Genomic DNA, 16761 nt, shown 5'->3' with positions numbered 1-16761 from the left:
CTATGGTTAATCGCATGCTATAAGCAACTAAAGTAGTCATTACATTGGAGACTAAGCGATTCAGAAATCAGCTTATTTAGTGCGGAATCTTGAAAACTTGAGACAGGAGAATATTGAATATATGCAGCTAAACAACAAGCGTTCACAAATAACTCCCTCCCTTTATCAATGAAAAATACTTGGTATCAAGACTTACAGCCAAGGGAGGACTGGGGAGGGTTGATGTAAGTTACTTATTTATGCCCCATTACGTGCCAGAAGGAAATTGAGGCTGATTTCAAGACCCTGCGATTTAATTTTCTCATGTCTAGAACTCTAACTCTGTGCCTAATTACTTAATCTACTACAAAAAGTAGCGACTCCCTAGAGAGCCGCTTCTCACCTAATCATCACCTAAGTAATCATCATTATTTGGGTTATGTGCATCAGACCAATCATCCATATCAGCATCGTTATTTGGGTTATTGATATCTGACCATATATCGAGCTCGTCTTGGGACATTTCACTTGAGTTAGGCATACTATTTCTTCCCTTGTTGGTTAGGGTTGAGTTGCTTACCACGATTGCCTTGGTTTTGGTCGTATTGCTTATTCGTACCAGAGGAACCTTTGTTTGAGTTTGGCATGTTCGCTGAATTATTTGTTGGTGTAATTTTTTTAGACATGTTCTGATTTCCTTATTTAGCAACTAGCCTTACGAATTTGCTTAAGTATTCGTTCAAATCCCTGCCTAGTTGTAATTGCTGTGGGTTGTAGCCCATCAGAGGTGTTATGCCAAATAAATCGAAATCCTCTTCCTAATTTAAACCTTATAAAGGTTGGGCAAGAGCGAATCTTCCTACCTCCTAAACTAAGATATGAAGTTCCCGATCCAAGTTGCTTTTCGATAGTAAAAGCTCGCTTTATATGGCACGAAGGAATTCGAGCTTGAAATGTGTCAACTAACTGTTTGGTCGAAGTCATTCTTGCTCTCCCTGATGAACTAACGGCAAGAATGATTGAGTGCACTGCACTCGCAACAACTAATTTAATAAATTATGTAATAGGTCATCGAACTCAACGGCTTCGAGATATTTCTGTTTAATATGGGATTGGTATCTAGCCAATGCAGGAGTTGTACTTTTCAGGGAGCATGCGGCAAGGTAGGCTTTTTCTATATCCTGATTGAAAAAGTGCATGACCATTGATTCGCCTTGTGTTAGCTGGGCGCTTTGAGCCAATAGAGCTTGCATCACACTGGTTACGCCATTGAGATAAAGTTGGGGTAACTCTTTAAAAGGGTTGGGCAGTTTTTCTTTATTTAGATCAATATGTTCTGATTTTAATTTTACGATCAATTCTGACAGCGTGATTGTTTGAATACCTACCGTGAGGATTGATTGTCTACCTATGATGATAGTTTCTAAAAAGGCTGCTGCTTCTATGCGTTTTTTAGGATGAGCAAAAGTATCTTTGATTCGTTTACTATCAGCAAAAAAACCTTGTAGCAAAACGGCGTTATGAAGTTTGGTTAGGCTACTACTTGCAATAAGCAAGTGGTGCTTTGTTGAGCCTAATGCCATAGGCTCTTTTTTAACTTCCAAAAAGCCTTTGCTTCTTACTAGCGGGTACACCAAATCTTTGAATGATTTATGTTCGGCTAACTTTATGTTGAATAGCTTCCATATTGCATCAGGTGTTGAGATGTAACTATCGTCAGATTTCACACGACAGCTCCAATAGTTTGCGTTCTGGCAAAGGCCTATCTTTTAATGACTCGCGAGCAATAAACTGTGCTCGGTCATACCAATCTGAACGGCAGCCGTATTCGGATTTAGCATATTGCTCAATCACTCCTAAACAATACCCTGCACGTAAACTCTCCGAAAGAGATGTAGTTTGTGCTGCAAGTAAGTGTTTTGAATTTTTAGATTCATAAATATTCACAAGTTCAACACAGCTATCGACTAAAGTGATCGCAGCAGCACTCGAAGCCATTGGTAAGCTGCCTAATGTCATAGCTAGCATGAAGTTTTTTTTATTGAGCATTTTAAATTTAAGTCTCCGTTTATGCTTGTTTAATATCGTCGTTATTTGTTTTTTTTAATGGGATGTTAGAGTCTGAGTTTTGGAGCATAATCAGACTCTGGCTTGGAATCGCAATATATAAACACAATAATATAATGCCGAAAGAAAAGATTTGCTCGTAACTTTGTTTTAGCAATAGCAAGTTTTTAAAGTGCTCGGTACCTTGAAATAGGTCAATGAAAGCAATCGTACTTACACAAAGCAAAGCAGCGGTTATGAACCTTCCGTGCCATAAAAATGGGGTACTAATGATATGCCACCAGCGAAGTGAGGTTTGTTTTGTATATACCCAATAGCGTTTTAACAACACTAAAAATGAGATAAAAAAGATAATCTCGATAGTTGATACATCAGCTAGTCCATCTTGATACTCAAAAATATTGAGCAATTCAAAACTGACGACAGTAATGCTTATACTGACTAAAAAAATAAAGACTAACGCCTTTAAAATAAACCCAAGCAAGCGACTTAATGTCCAGTCTGCCTGCTGTAAATAGTGTATTAAAGAGGGCCTAGCCAATTTTAGCTTTGGGATATCGTTGTTGATAGTGTTCTTACTCATGATTTATTTGCCTAATAGATACTTTACATAAACCACTGATATTTCAGTATATAAAAATCAGATATTAATATAAAATGTTACGCAAATCATGGATTGCATCGATAACTTGTAGTGTTTGCACTCTTTAATTGCCCCAGCAGTCACTTCCTCGTAAAATTAATATCAATATCTGTTCGTACTGATATGAGAACGTACACCTTCGTACTGTAGTGGGTCAGTAAATTTAGCCATCGTTTGGTAGTTTATTTGTATAATTGGCATTATCTTAAATATCGTCATATCAGGGATATCGTAAGAAGGTTCTGCTCAAAAACAATTTACCCCTGACACAAATCCACAAACTTCCCCCTAGTTAAACCAGCCAGATCCTGTGGCGCAAGTTCGATCTCCAAGCCTCGTTTACCGGCTGACACACAGATGGTGTCAAAGTTGGTGGCGGATTGATGAATAAATGTTGGTAAGGCTTTCTTTTGGCCTAGCGGACTAATTCCCCCTACTACATAGCCTGTGGTTTTTTGTGCGATGTCAGGATCGGCCATTTCGGCTTTTTTAGCACCGGCGGCTTTGGCGGCTTGTTTAAGGTTTAATTTGTTTTCAACCGGAATGATCGCTACCGCAAGGTTCTTCGCTTCACCATTAAGACAAAATAATAAGGTTTTAAATACTTGCGCGGGATCTTGTCCAAGGACTTCAGCTGCCTCTAGCCCATAACTTGTTGCATTAGGATCATGCTTATATTGATGAACCGTATGCGGGATTTTCTTCTTTTTCGCGAGATTAATTGCCGGTGTCATAATTTGTCCTTAATAAGCGATTACCTTAACAAACAAAAACAGCGCTTGATTCAGCGCTGTTTTATACTCAGTTTGCTCGAATACATTCTTAAATAAACTGAATTTCAGTTCAATGCTTTAGGTTAGTTAAGGTATTTAATTTCACCATTTGGCTCGTAATCAGCAACATTGATTGGGTTGTGTTTTTCTAAGTAGTCTTTTAATACTTCGGCATCAACAAACCCTGTATTCACAAAACCCGGTTTATCATCAATTTTTGGATAGCCATCGCCACCTGCAGCATTAAAGCTTGGGATAGAGAAACGGTAAACTTTGTTTGGATCGAGTGGCTTACCGCCAATGACGACATTGCTCACTTTGTCTTTGGCAACTGTCATGGATATACCCGCAAACTGCACGTAGGCACCTGAATCAACCGGCTTGGTCGCTACAACATTGAGGTAATCCAACAGTTCGCTGCCTTTCATATCCATGTAGGTGACGATATTGCCAAATGGTTGCACTTTAAGAACGTCTTTGTAAGTGATATCACCTGCGGCAATAGAATCACGCACACCGCCAGAGTTCATCACGGCAAAGTCGGCATTCACTCGCTCCATGTGTGACATACCAATCAAGCGACCTAAGTTTGTTTGCTTAAAGCGCACTACGTTACGATCTCCTTCAAGCTTGCCATTTGAATAAGAGATTTGCACGTTTAGTTGCTCTTGGCCTTTATCTTGATATGGCTGTAGGAAAGCTTTTAACTCGAGATCTTGTGGGATTTCAGCTTGTACTAATTCTTTTTTCTTCTCACCATTGACATTAATGGTTTTCTTTAAATTTACAGGAATAAGGTTATAGCTCACCATGTTGAGTTCACCATTTTTGAACTCAAAATCGGCGCGACCGACATATTTACCCCATTCGTGAGCTTGAACAATCCAAGTGCCATTTTGTTTATCTGGCGCACATTCATCACCAGGCTTGTAGTCTTGTTTTCTGTGGTTTTCAGACTCCATGCACACTGGCTCTTGTGAGTGTCCACCGACAATCATATCCAACTCACCTTGTGGTAAATAACGAGCGAGAGTAACATCACCCGGCGCATTAGCACCGCTTAAACCATTGTCATAATGCCCCATGTGAGTTACAGCAAAAATCAGATCGGGTTTTTCATTAGCTTGTAGTTGTTCAATGACTTTCTTAGCTTCAGATTTCGGATCTCGAAATTCCACATCGCCAATATATTCAGGGTTACCAATCTTGGCGGTATCTTCGGTAGTTAAACCAATAACCGCAATTTTGATCCCTTGTTCATCGAAAATTTTATAAGGCTGGAATAGTCGCTCACCGGTTTTTTTATCGTAGATATTGGCAGAAAGCATTGGGAAATTAACCCAATCACGCTGCTTCATCAGTACCGATAATGGATTATCAAATTCATGGTTCCCGACTGCCATTGCATCGTAACCAATTTTATCCATGCCTTTAAAATCAGGCTCAGCATCTTGTAAGTCTGATTCAGGTACACCAGTATTGATATCACCCCCAGAGAACAACAAAACATTGCCTCCTTCTGCTTGTACTTGCTTACGAATGCTATCAATCAAGGTTTTACGTGCCGCCATCCCATATTCACCATCTTGGTTATGCCAGAAGCGACCATGGTTATCATTGGTATGTAGTACAGTAAGCTTATAGGTTTTATCCGCTTGCCACTCATGCCCTGATTGATTAGAACAAGCGACAACTGAAGCTAAAGCAATCGCGACGACTGACGTTTTTAATACAAAATGTTTCATCGATGAATACCTGTAAAGTGAGAAATTAAAAAGAAAAGAACAACGCTAATGTGAAGGTATAAAGACACAAAGTGTAATAGATTGATTAACTTTAAGAATAGTTAACAAAAAGAATTGATGTCACGATCACAAGAAAACGATTCTATCCATTATAAGAATACCAACTCCAGCAAATAATTGATCATCTTAGCTTATTAAAAAGCTTGCTAACTACGTTAATCTAACCCACTCATTTATTGGAATCAGTATAATAAAACCAGTCACATAAATGACTGGTTTTTAACGTTTATCGATAAAGTCTATGTGAGTTATCGAATATCGATATGCTCAAAGCCTTTGATTAAATCATCAAGATCTTTCATTTGCTTCAAGAATGGTTCTAGCTTATCGAGTGGCAATGCAGACGGACCATCGCATTTCGCTTGGTCTGGATTTGGATGCGCTTCGATAAATAGACCCGCAATACCTGTAGCTAGGCCGGCTTTTGCTAGCTCTACTGTTTGCTCACGACGGCCACCAGAAGCGGCACCTGAAGGATCGCGCATTTGTAGTGAGTGGGTTACATCAAAAATGATTGGGCTGCCGTTTGATGCATTTTTCATTACACCAAAACCAAGCATATCAACGACTAGGTTGTCGTAACCCATGCATGAACCGCGTTCACATAAGATGATTTTATCGTTACCGCATTCTGCGAATTTATCCACGATATTCCCCACTTGGTTCGGGCTCATAAATTGTGGTTTCTTCACGTTAATGACTGCGCCCGTTTTTGCCATTGCTTCAACTAAGTCAGTTTGACGAGCTAAGAAAGCTGGCAATTGAATAACATCAACCACATCCGCAACGGGTTGTGCTTGCGCTTCCGTATGCACGTCAGTAATAATTTTCACACCGAAAGTATCTTTCAGCTCTTGGAAGATTTTCATGCCTTCTTCCAAGCCAGGGCCACGGTAAGAATGCACTGAAGAACGGTTAGCTTTATCAAAAGACGCTTTAAATACGTATGGAATGCCTAGCTTTTCAGTAACGTTTACATAGTGCTCACAGATTTGCATCGCAAGGTCACGAGACTCAAGTACGTTCATACCAGCAAAAAGAGTAAAAGGTTTATTATTAGCAACTGGGATGTTGCCGATATTAACGGTTTTCTGTTGCATACTGTTCGCTCCGTCCTTCAAACGCTATGTTTGAAATTAATGAATAAGTTATAGTGAGCCGCTATTAGTAAATCTCTACTAATGCATCTCTACTAATGAATAGTTACTTGGTGCCCGCTTAATGCGTTCACCTGAATTTTAAGCATTTCAGAAGAGGGATCTTCCGGGCAGCTATCAATAAAAAACTGGAAATCTTCCATTGCTAATTGCTGACAATCAAGCTGTTGGTAAATAAAACCGCGGTCGCGTATTTCATAAGGATCGTCAGGTACAAAGCTTAGCGCAATATCTGTGCACATTAATGCTTGAGCAAAATTATCTTCACGTATCAAAGCCCCTTTAATGACCGCAAGCCAACGCCCCAAAACACTTGGATTATCACAAGCGGCAAGATCTTGAGGTTTTACTTTAGCTAATGGACCTTCATAACCAATCAACCAAGCACGTAAAATAGACTTAGACACATACTCGCCATTAAATGGATTGATGTACAGCGGCGCCTCATGCGGCCAATTCACTTTAACAATAAATTGACTCGGAAAGCTGACGCCTACAATTGGAAAGCCTAAACGCTCACCAAAATAAACCAACAGCGCACCTAAACTAACGGGGATCCCTTTACGGCGTTTTAATACCAACTCCACTCGAGCATTAGATGAGTCAAAAAACTGCTCGCTGTCACCGGAAAAGTTCCAATCGTGGTAGAAAAAGCGTAGGAAAGATTCGAACTTTTGCTTTTCATCCGTTTCATGCACTAACGCATGTTCAAGCTCTTCAAACATGGCATTTAACGTATGCATCACCCACGGCTTATCGGTTTCAGGGAAAATTAACGCATTTAACGCTAACGCTCCTTCCAGCAAACTGCATTCATCAATTTCTTGTTCAAATAATTCTAAATCAGTCATTACGTCAAACTACTCAAGTTAAAGCTATCGGTTTCAAGTTGAAGTTATCAATTTCAAGTTAAAACAATGCTTACAATGTCGGAACTTTGGTCATCGCAAGGTGTGCGGCCCAATACAACCAACCTAAAGCACCAAAGAATGCCACGCTGCGAATCACTTTATTTTTACCCAGCTTCAGAGCGACAAATCCAAGTGCGATATACACTAAAACGCAGCTGATTTTTTCAGTTAGCCAAGCGCCCGCAGCGGTAAATGGCATAAAACCTGTGATGAAAATAAGAAAAATACCCGATAGTAATAAAACGGTATCAACAATATGAGGCGTGACTTTGAAGAACTTTTTATTAAGTAATGGCGAATCCATCATCATTAAAATATAACGAACTGTTAAGAATAAAACACTGAGTGCAATAGCCAATAAATGTACGTGTTTCATTGAGGTATATAACATTGTTTATCTCTTCTTTTGATAGTCAGCATCATGCCAACTGTTATCTTTATTCAATAGTTAATCGTTCAGCCAACAACCTAGTGTTACGCGGTCATTGTGACCATAATCTTGTTCAGTCGTTACTTGCTGGTAACCTGCATCCTGTAGAATCTGGCGAACATCAGTTCCCTGATCATAGCCATGTTCCATTAATAACCACCCCCCCGATTTTAAATATTGACGCGCATTGGCAGCAATATACCTGAGATCGGCAAGCCCTTTTTCTTCAGCGACCAGCGCCGTCAGAGGTTCAAAACGAACATCTCCTTGTACAAGATGTGGATCCATCTTATCAATATAAGGAGGGTTACTCACAATACAGGAAAATTCAGTTTTATCATCCAATGGTTCAAACCAACTACCTTGCAAGAACGATGCATTAGCTAGGTTGAGTTTTTGGGCATTACGGGTAGCTAGCTGTTGGGCTTGTAATTGTAAATCGATCCCAATCACACGACGTTCAGGAAATTCAGAAGCGAGTGCCAAAGCAATGGCTCCCGTACCGGTACCGAGATCCAAAATATCCCCGTCAATAGACGGAATTTTTTCTAGTGCTAATTCCACCAGCCTTTCAGTATCCGCGCGCGGGATTAAAGTAGCAGGCGCAACGTCCAACGGTAATGACCAGAATTCTCGCTCACCTAGAATATAAGCTACTGGTTGACCTTCAATACGCTTAGCTAATAGTTCATCAAATTGAACTTGTTGAGCCGCATCAAGCTCGCGCTCTGGCCAAGTAAGCAAATAGCTGCGCGGTTTATCCAATACGCGACACAACAGTACTGCGGCATCCAGTGCTGGCGTATCAGAACCACTGGCGATCAATGCTTCAATCGCCGTTTGTAAGTTAGCTTCAATGCTGATCATTGAGATTAATATTGCTCTGATAGTGCGGCTAGCTGGTCGGCTTGATATTCTTGAATCACTGGATCCACCAAGCTTTGTAGATCGCCTTCCATCACTTCACTTAAACGGTACAAGGTTAAGTTAATGCGGTGATCCGATACACGGCCTTGTGGGTAGTTATAAGTACGAATACGGTCGCTACGGTCACCAGAGCCTAATAAGTTACGACGAGTATCAGACTCTTCTGCCGCACGTTTGGCTTCTTCTGCTTGAATAATACGCGCAGCAAGTACTGCCATCGCTTTGGCTTTGTTTTTATGCTGTGAACGCTCATCCTGGCACTCAACTACCGTACCAGTTGGTAAGTGGGTAATACGAATCGCTGAGTCGGTGGTGTTAACGTGCTGACCACCCGCGCCGGATGAACGGAAGGTATCAATTTTCAGATCTGATGCTTTAATCTCTGGTATTTCCGCTTCTGGAATTTCCGCCATAACCGCAACGGTACAAGCTGAAGTATGAACGCGACCTTGTGATTCAGTCGCAGGAACACGTTGTACGCGGTGACCGCCTGATTCAAATTTCAATACGCCATAAGCACCATCGCCATTCACTTTAGCGATCATTTCTTTGTAACCACCATGTTCAGCTTCATTACTGCTGATCACTTCAATCCGCCAACCTTTTTTCTCAGCAAAACGGCTATACATACGGAATAAATCACCAGCAAAAATGCCCGCTTCATCACCACCGGCACCAGCACGAATCTCTAAGAAACAGTTACGCTCATCATTGGGATCTTTTGGAATCAATAAGATTTGCAATTCATCCGCGAGACGCTCAATCATCACTTTTGACTCTTTGATTTCTTCTTGCGCCATTTCACGCATTTCAGCGTCATCTTCTTGTGCCATTTCTTCAGCCGCGACTAAATCTTCTTGCGCTTGCTGGTAAGCTTGGAAGCATTTAGTGACTTCTTCTAGCTGAGAATATTCTTTAGATAAAGTGCGGAATTTATTTTGGTCGCCAATAACATCAGGGTCACCAAGTAAGTGCTGAACTTCTTCATAGCGTTCAACCAGTGTTTCTAATTTAGTCAAAATTGACGATTTCATAATTTAATTCTTTTTTAGTATCAATAAAATGGAAGGCATAAATCATAACAAGGCTAAAAATAAGCGTCGCTACAACTCTTCTAAACCTAAACTTTGGCGGATAACGATCAGCTTTTCAGGCTCACCTTGCTCTGCAACAATTTGCATCGCTCGTGTTGGGGGATGAATTAAACGATTAGTCAGTTTATTACTTAATTCTCGTAATACTCTCTCTGGATCGCCACCAGCTGCGAGTACATTGAGGCTTTTTTCTAATAAATCATTTTTGATGTCATTGGCTTGTTCACGATAATCACGGATGCTATCGACCGCTTGCAATGAACGCAACCAAGTCATAAAGGCCGCACTTTCTTCAGAAACAATCGCCTCTGCTTGAATAGCTTCTACTTTTCGCTGCTCAATGTTTTTATTCACGATGCCTTGCAGATCATCCACACTATACAAATAAGCATCATCTAAATCACCCACTTGGGATTCGATGTCACGGGGAACCGCAATATCAACTAATAGCATCGGCTGGTGTTTGCGTTTTTTCAAAGCGGATTCAACCATACCTTTGCCGATAATCGGCAGTGGACTGGCGGTCGAACTGATCACAATATCAGCCTCGGCTAAATGCTCTGGAATTTCAGATAGAGTAATGGTTTCGCCACAAAATTGATCAGCTAAGATTTTCGCACGTTCCAACGTACGGTTGGCAACGATAATTTTTTTACATTCTGTCGATGATATGTGTTTTGCGACTAGCTCAATCGTCTCACCCGCACCAACGAGTAACACGGTAACATTTTTCATCGATTCAAAAATTTGTTTGGCTAAAATGCACGCCGCGTAAGCCACGGAAACCGCACTACCGCCGATTGCGGTTTCCGTACGGACTCGTTTTGCCACTGAGAATGCTTTGTGAAATAGCTTTTCTGTCATGCCATTAACTGCATTAAGCTCAGTAGATTCAGCATAAGCTTGCTTTACTTGACCGAGAATTTGCGGCTCACCAAGTACCAAAGAATCTAATCCACATGCCACACGCATTAAATGACGCACGGCCGCTTGTTCTTCGTAGGTATAAATACTCGACATTAATTCATCAGAATCTAGTTGATGAAAATTCATCAACCATTCAATGATATAACCTTTAGCTGTACCTTTTTTTACATCGCAATAAATTTCAGTTCGATTGCATGTGGAAACTATCACACCACTTTTTATGGTGTCACTAATCGCTATCTGCGCTAAAGCTTCAGACAGTTTTTCCGGTGAAAATGCAATTTTTTCTCGCAACTCAACCGACGCTGTATTGTGATTGATACCAATAGCAAGCAAGGACATCTAGTGAGGACACTCTGAAATTTATTATAAAAGGGACGCAATTTTACTTGATGGGACTTATTAATGAAAGAGGCATCCGTTTTTATTAGTACTTTTCTAACCCCCTTCCTTGTTATTACGTGATGTAAAAGATTGAAACAACGTCATTGTTGACTCTCTAATTACAGCAGAAAGTTAAATATTTCATTACTAATGCTCTCACCATAAATAGAATGGTATAGTTAGCACTCAATTACGAACTGCCAAAGGAAGCCACTTTGTTTTCTCATTTCGCTTTTATTCGCACCATAGTAAGTGCTCGTTATCCTGTTCAACGCCTAACCACAACAATATTGGCTACATTGGTACTTATTCTGTCAGGTTGTAGCAGCGTACCACCGACCCAAGAAAATTACTCTGTCGATTGGCAGAACCAAAAAGCCGTACTCAAGCAGATCAACACTTTTAAAGCAACCGGTAAAATTGGCTATAAAGATCCAGAGCACCGTCAATCGCTAAATTTTATTCTTAAACAGGTCAATTCTTTCAGTGAGCTCAAATTATTGTCCGTTTTTGGGCAAACCGTTCTCACTATTCAAATGACTCCAACAGGCGCGATGGTGACCAATTCCGATGGCAAAGTTCAAACCGCGCAACAAGCTAACGCCCTCATCCAAAACTTAACCGGCTTAGCGATTCCTGTAAGTCAATTACCCGACTGGATAAAAGGTTTACCAACCCAAGCGGATAACGTCACATTCAATCAATCGAATACCGTAGAAAGTTTAAATAAAATGATCGATGGTCGCGATTGGACACTGTCTTACTTAAATTATCAAAGCGTGATAAATCAACAACAAAGCATCACTTTGCCAAAACAATTGCTGTTACACCAAAGTGACACCGAAATTAAAATCTTGATCAGTAAATGGATTCTATAATGTTTCAACACTCAACGCTTACTCAGATTGAATGGCCTTCCCCTGCAAAACTGAATTTATTTTTATATATCACTGGGCGTCTCGATAATGGCTACCATGAATTACAGACTTTATTCCAATTCATTGATTTCGGTGACACCTTAAAGTTCTCGCCTAACCTATCTGGCAACGTCACGATAACACCGGAAATTTCTGGAGTACCTCTGGAAAGCAATTTAATTTGGAAAGCAGCACAAGCACTGAAAGATGAAGCTGAACGAAAAAATATATCGAATGCGCAAGCTTTAGGTGCTGAGATTAACCTACATAAAGTAATACCAATGGGCGGCGGATTGGGCGGTGGATCTTCAAATGCGGCAACAACCTTAGTGATATTAAATACTGCATGGGACTTAAATTTCTCATTAGACAAACTTGCTGAACTCGGCCTTAAACTCGGTGCGGATGTGCCAGTGTTTGTTCGCGGCCAAGCAGCATTTGCAGAAGGTGTAGGTGAAAAACTCACCTCAGCGACACCTGATGAGAAGTGGTACCTTGTGATCAAGCCTGAAGAAAATATAACAACTGCAGAAATTTTCACTCATCCAGATTTAACAAGAAATACGCCAAAGCAAGCTCTTACAACACTTTTGCAGCAGCCTTACGGAAACGATTGCGAAAAAATCGTCACTTTACTCTATCCGGAGGTTGCTAAGCAACTTTCATGGCTGCTACAATACGCGCCGTCGAGATTAACTGGAACGGGCTCATGTCTTTTCGCTGAGTTTGATACTCAAGAAGAAGCTGAAAGTGTTCTTACGAAATTAAACGACCAAACAGAATCAACCCAAACTAAGTTAAATACCCAAACTCAGTTAGGTAATAGTGTCTTCGGCTTTATCGCCAAAGGGGTGAATACTTCACCACTTCATAAGACTTTGGCTGACTACAAACAAGCCAACCACAACTCAATTTAAAACTGGACGCAACCCGAGGTTTCCACCGTGCCTGATATGAAGCTATTTGCTGGTAACGCCACACCTGAACTAGCCCAACGTATTGCAGATCGTCTTTACATTTCCCTTGGTGACGCAACTGTTAACCGTTTTTCCGACGGCGAAGTCGCTGTACAAATCAATGAAAATGTTCGTGGTAGTGATGTATTCATCATTCAATCTACCTGTGCCCCAACCAACGACAACTTAATGGAATTAGTAGTAATGATCGATGCAATGCGCCGTGCTTCTGCAGGTCGAATTACAGCGGTCATTCCTTATTTTGGTTACGCACGTCAAGACCGTCGTGTCCGTTCAGCTCGTGTTCCAATCACTGCAAAAGTAGTTGCAGACTTCCTTTCTAACGTTGGTGTAGACCGCGTTTTAACTATCGACTTACATGCTGAGCAAATTCAAGGCTTCTTCGATGTGCCTGTCGATAACATCTTCGGTACACCAGTACTAATGGAAGATATGAAGTCTCGTAACCTTGAAGATCCTGTTGTTGTATCTCCTGACCTTGGCGGTGTTGTACGTGCTCGTGCAACAGCAAAAATGTTAGATGATACTGACATCGCGATTGTTGATAAGCGTCGTCCTCGTGCTAACGTTTCTGAAGTGATGAACTTAATTGGTGATGTTAAAGATCGCGACTGTGTGATTGTTGATGACATGATCGATACCGGTGGCACGCTATGTAAAGCAGCTGAAGCGTTGAAAGAACGTGGTGCGAAACGTGTATTTGCATACGCCACGCATGCCGTATTCTCTGGCAAAGCCGCTGAAAACATCCAAAACTCTGTACTTGACCAAGTAATCATCACTGACTCAATCAAGTTATCAGAAGAAATGAAAGCTACGGGCAAAGTAACGCAGCTAACGCTTTCAAGCATGCTTGCTGAAGCTATTCGTCGTATTAGCAACGAAGAATCTATTTCTGCGATGTTTAACTAATACTCGAAACTCAAAGTTCTAAATAAATGAAACCACTTTGCTTTACGGTAAAGTGGTTTTTTATTGTTTCCAGCTTTGCCCATCCGTGAAAAAAATATGCTATCATGCCGCGCTTTTTAAATTTGAAAAGAGAACTAAACTTTGACTCAACCTATCAAATTACTCGTTGGTCTGGCGAACCCTGGGCCTGAATATGCAAAAACACGCCATAATGCAGGTGCATGGGTGGTTGAAGAATTAGCTCGCGTTCACAACGTGACACTAAAAGACGAAAATAAGTTTTATGGCTACACTGGTCGCATTCTGGTTAATGGTCAAGATCTGCGGTTACTGATCCCGACGACCTTTATGAACCTGTCGGGAAAATCCGTCTCTGCTCTTGCGAAATTTTATCAAATAAAACCTGAGGAGATCATGGTTGCTCATGATGAACTGGATCTTCCTCCCGGTGTTGCTAAATTCAAAAAAGGTGGCGGACATGGCGGTCATAACGGCTTAAAAGATATTATTGCAAAGCAAGCCAACAACAAAGATTTTTACCGACTTAGAATTGGAATTGGTCACCCAGGCCATAAAGACCGTGTGGCAGGTTATGTACTCGGTAAAGCCCCAGCCAAAGAACAAGAATTACTCGATGCAGTGGTCGATGAGTCAGTAAGAAGTTTAGACATTCTCCTCAAAGATGGCTTATCAAAAGCTCAAAATAGATTACATACTTTTAAAGCTGAATAAGTCGCTTTAAGAGTCAGAAAATTACAACATAAGTCGGCTAATGATGCTGAATGAAAGAAGGTTAATATCATGGGTTTCAAATGTGGAATCGTCGGTTTACCAAACGTAGGTAAATCAACTCTATTTAATGCACTAACTAAAGCTGGTATTGAAGCGGCTAACTTCCCTTTCTGTACAATTGAGCCAAATACGGGTGTCGTACCAGTGCCAGATCTACGTCTAGATGCGTTAGCTGAAATTGTTAACCCTAAACGTATTCTGCCAACTACTATGGAATTCGTTGATATTGCAGGCTTAGTTGCCGGTGCATCAAAAGGTGAAGGGTTAGGTAACAAATTCCTAGCTAACATCCGTGAAACTGATGCGATTGGTCATGTTGTTCGCTGCTTTGAGAACGAAAACATCGTCCACGTTGCAGGTCGGATTTCACCAATTGAAGATATTGAAATTATTAACCTTGAGCTTGCTCTAGCCGATTTAGATAGCTGTGAACGTGCCATTCAACGCCAAGCGAAAAAAGCAAAAGGCGGCGATAAAGACGCAAAATATGAAATCACAGTACTAGAAAAACTACTTCCAGTATTCACTGAAGGTGGCATGGCTCGTTCTGTTGAGTTAAGTAAAGAAGAGCTTGCTGCGGTAGGTTACTTAAACTTCCTGACATTAAAACCAACTATGTACATTGCTAACGTAAACGAAGATGGTTTTGAAAATAACCCATTCTTAGACCAAGTTCGTGAATACGCAAAAGGCGAAAATGCCGTTGTGGTACCGGTTTGTGCAGCAATTGAATCTGAAATGTCAGAACTAGACGAAGAAGATCGTAACGAATTCTTAGCTGATTTGGGTATTGAAGAACCGGGCCTAAACCGCGTAATTCGTTCTGGTTATGAACTACTCGACTTACAAACCTACTTCACCGCTGGCGTACAAGAAGTTCGCGCTTGGACTATCCCTGTTGGTGCAACGGCCCCTCAATCAGCGGGTAAAATCCATACAGACTTTGAAAAAGGCTTCATTCGTGCTGAAGTTGTTGGTTATGAAGACTTCATCCAATTTAAAGGTGAAAGTGGCGCTAAAGAAGCGGGCAAATGGCGTTTAGAAGGTAAAGATTACATCGTAAAAGATGGTGATGTTGTCCATTTCCGCTTTAACGTATAAATAACAAACATTATTTTTTTAACGTTTGTATAAAGCCAGTCATTTTCTGGCTTTTTTATTATTTGAATTAAGTCTTTGAAAGACGGTTCTTTTGAGAAAAATTCGCTTTAAGTACTAGTATTTGCTCACAAACAAAGCTTTTTGTTTAAAAAAAAGTCGAACAATTCAAGAATGCCAATTTATTAAAAAAAACTGTTGACGCTTGCGGCCCAGATACGCATAATGCGCTCCGTCCTTGAGACACAGGGACAATAAAATTTAGGCTACGTAGCTCAGTTGGTTAGAGCACATCACTCATAATGATGGGGTCACAGGTTCGAATCCCGTCGTAGCCACCATATTTTAAATGATGCTTTTCTAAAGGATCGTTATTCGATAAGTAAGTTTAACCAATCAACTTACCATTAATGTCGAAGAGCTAGGATTTATCCTAGTCACGAATTTGCGGTCGTGGCGGAATTGGTAGACGCACCAGATTTAGGTTCTGGCGCCGCAAGGTGTGAGAGTTCAAGTCTCTCCGACCGCACCATAATTAAAACGTTTCTCGAGTATCGAGTTCCGTCAACTGGGCTATCGCCAAGCGGTAAGGCACCGGCTTTTGATGCCGGCATTCCCTGGTTCGAATCCAGGTAGCCCAGCCAAATTTTAACGAATCTCGGTTATCGAGGCTCGTGTCTCGAAAAGATAACTTTGAGACTAGATGTTGAGTTTGTATTTAGTTATACTTCTCGGCTCACAACGTTACTCAGTAACGCATGGCTACGTAGCTCAGTTGGTTAGAGCACATCACTCATAATGATGGGGTCACAGGTTCGAATCCCGTCGTAGCCACCATATTTTAAACGATGCTTTTCTAAAGGATCGTTATTCGATAAGTAAGTTTAACCAATCAACTTACCATTAATGTCGAAGAGCTAGGATTTATCCTAGTCACGAATTTGCGGTCGTGGCGGAATTGGTAGACG

Annotated in this window: 19 protein-coding genes and 4 tRNA genes; 9 read left to right on the top strand and 14 right to left on the bottom strand. The window is 40.9% G+C overall.

The window, feature by feature from the left end; all coding sequences use genetic code 11:
- Positions 1-382: 382 nt before the first annotated feature.
- The 14 genes from ACE3G9_RS11485 to hemA form a co-directional block, all read right to left on the bottom strand.
- Complete coding sequence (locus tag ACE3G9_RS11485) at positions 383-520, bottom strand: hypothetical protein (protein WP_449219185.1); 138 nt, start codon at positions 518-520, stop codon at positions 383-385.
- Position 521: 1 nt separating this feature from the next.
- Positions 522-665, bottom strand: a complete 144-nt coding sequence (locus ACE3G9_RS11480) for a hypothetical protein (protein WP_449219184.1) — start codon at positions 663-665, stop codon at positions 522-524.
- 16 nt (positions 666-681) lie between these two features.
- Entirely contained in the window at positions 682-963 is a 282-nt protein-coding gene (locus ACE3G9_RS11475; RefSeq protein WP_449219183.1) for a ParE family toxin-like protein, read from the bottom strand.
- A 59-nt stretch (positions 964-1022) separates the two neighbouring features.
- On the bottom strand, positions 1023-1706 hold the full coding sequence (locus tag ACE3G9_RS11470) for a hypothetical protein (RefSeq protein ID WP_449219182.1): 684 nt from the start codon (positions 1704-1706) through the stop codon (positions 1023-1025).
- A complete protein-coding gene (locus ACE3G9_RS11465) occupies positions 1696-2028 on the bottom strand; it encodes a hypothetical protein (protein WP_449219181.1) in 333 nt (110 codons plus the stop codon). The genes ACE3G9_RS11470 and ACE3G9_RS11465 overlap by 11 nt, the downstream gene beginning before the upstream one ends.
- Positions 2029-2047: 19 nt before the next feature.
- Positions 2048-2629, bottom strand: coding sequence for a hypothetical protein (locus tag ACE3G9_RS11460; protein ID WP_449219180.1), 582 nt, complete (start codon positions 2627-2629; stop codon positions 2048-2050).
- Positions 2630-2946: 317 nt separating this feature from the next.
- A complete protein-coding gene (ybaK, locus tag ACE3G9_RS11455; protein ID WP_449219179.1) occupies positions 2947-3423 on the bottom strand; it encodes a Cys-tRNA(Pro) deacylase in 477 nt (158 codons plus the stop codon).
- 122 nt (positions 3424-3545) lie between these two features.
- Positions 3546-5207 (bottom strand): bifunctional UDP-sugar hydrolase/5'-nucleotidase UshA, encoded by a 1662-nt coding sequence (gene ushA, locus ACE3G9_RS11450; RefSeq protein WP_449219178.1) that lies wholly within the window; start codon positions 5205-5207, stop codon positions 3546-3548.
- A gap of 308 nt (positions 5208-5515) precedes the next feature.
- Positions 5516-6367 carry a 3-deoxy-8-phosphooctulonate synthase gene (kdsA, locus tag ACE3G9_RS11445; protein WP_449219177.1) on the bottom strand — a complete coding sequence of 284 codons (852 nt, stop codon included), beginning with the start codon at positions 6365-6367 and terminating at the stop codon, positions 5516-5518.
- Between the two features lie 92 nt (positions 6368-6459).
- Positions 6460-7275: a SirB1 family protein gene (locus tag ACE3G9_RS11440; protein ID WP_449219176.1), complete on the bottom strand. Its 816-nt coding sequence runs from the start codon at positions 7273-7275 to the stop codon at positions 6460-6462.
- Positions 7276-7345: 70 nt separating this feature from the next.
- Entirely contained in the window at positions 7346-7726 is a 381-nt protein-coding gene (locus ACE3G9_RS11435; protein ID WP_417881023.1) for a SirB2 family protein, read from the bottom strand.
- Positions 7727-7783: 57 nt separating this feature from the next.
- Positions 7784-8632, bottom strand: a complete 849-nt coding sequence (prmC, locus tag ACE3G9_RS11430) for a peptide chain release factor N(5)-glutamine methyltransferase (RefSeq protein WP_449219175.1) — start codon at positions 8630-8632, stop codon at positions 7784-7786.
- Between the two features lie 5 nt (positions 8633-8637).
- Positions 8638-9726, bottom strand: a complete 1089-nt coding sequence (gene prfA / locus ACE3G9_RS11425) for a peptide chain release factor 1 (RefSeq protein ID WP_417881021.1) — start codon at positions 9724-9726, stop codon at positions 8638-8640.
- Positions 9727-9795: 69 nt separating this feature from the next.
- Positions 9796-11055, bottom strand: coding sequence for a glutamyl-tRNA reductase (gene hemA, locus ACE3G9_RS11420; protein ID WP_449219174.1), 1260 nt, complete (start codon positions 11053-11055; stop codon positions 9796-9798).
- A gap of 257 nt (positions 11056-11312) precedes the next feature.
- On the opposite strand from hemA, the gene lolB reads away from it, so the two are divergent.
- The 9 genes from lolB to ACE3G9_RS11375 all read left to right on the top strand — a co-directional run bounded on the left by lolB (position 11313) and on the right by ACE3G9_RS11375 (position 16630).
- Positions 11313-11975, top strand: a complete 663-nt coding sequence (gene lolB, locus ACE3G9_RS11415) for a lipoprotein insertase outer membrane protein LolB (protein WP_449219173.1) — start codon at positions 11313-11315, stop codon at positions 11973-11975.
- Positions 11975-12931 (top strand): 4-(cytidine 5'-diphospho)-2-C-methyl-D-erythritol kinase, encoded by a 957-nt coding sequence (gene ispE, locus ACE3G9_RS11410; protein ID WP_449219172.1) that lies wholly within the window; start codon positions 11975-11977, stop codon positions 12929-12931. Before lolB ends, ispE begins: the two co-directional genes overlap by 1 nt.
- A gap of 27 nt (positions 12932-12958) precedes the next feature.
- The gene (locus tag ACE3G9_RS11405; protein WP_417881017.1) at positions 12959-13903 is read left to right on the top strand and encodes a ribose-phosphate pyrophosphokinase; all 945 of its coding nucleotides are present in this window, start codon (positions 12959-12961) and stop codon (positions 13901-13903) included.
- Between the two features lie 141 nt (positions 13904-14044).
- Positions 14045-14635 carry an aminoacyl-tRNA hydrolase gene (pth, locus tag ACE3G9_RS11400; RefSeq protein ID WP_417881016.1) on the top strand — a complete coding sequence of 197 codons (591 nt, stop codon included), beginning with the start codon at positions 14045-14047 and terminating at the stop codon, positions 14633-14635.
- 69 nt (positions 14636-14704) lie between these two features.
- Positions 14705-15796 (top strand): redox-regulated ATPase YchF, encoded by a 1092-nt coding sequence (gene ychF, locus ACE3G9_RS11395; RefSeq protein ID WP_417881015.1) that lies wholly within the window; start codon positions 14705-14707, stop codon positions 15794-15796.
- A 261-nt stretch (positions 15797-16057) separates the two neighbouring features.
- Positions 16058-16134 (top strand) — tRNA-Met (locus ACE3G9_RS11390).
- Between the two features lie 106 nt (positions 16135-16240).
- A tRNA-Leu gene (locus ACE3G9_RS11385) sits at positions 16241-16325 on the top strand.
- A gap of 37 nt (positions 16326-16362) precedes the next feature.
- A tRNA-Gln gene (locus tag ACE3G9_RS11380) sits at positions 16363-16437 on the top strand.
- A gap of 116 nt (positions 16438-16553) precedes the next feature.
- Positions 16554-16630 (top strand) — tRNA-Met (locus ACE3G9_RS11375).
- Positions 16631-16761 lie beyond the last annotated feature (131 nt).

This window comes from Vibrio sp. E150_018 (genome assembly GCF_053544035.1).
This window is presented reverse-complemented; position numbering and strand designations above follow the sequence as displayed.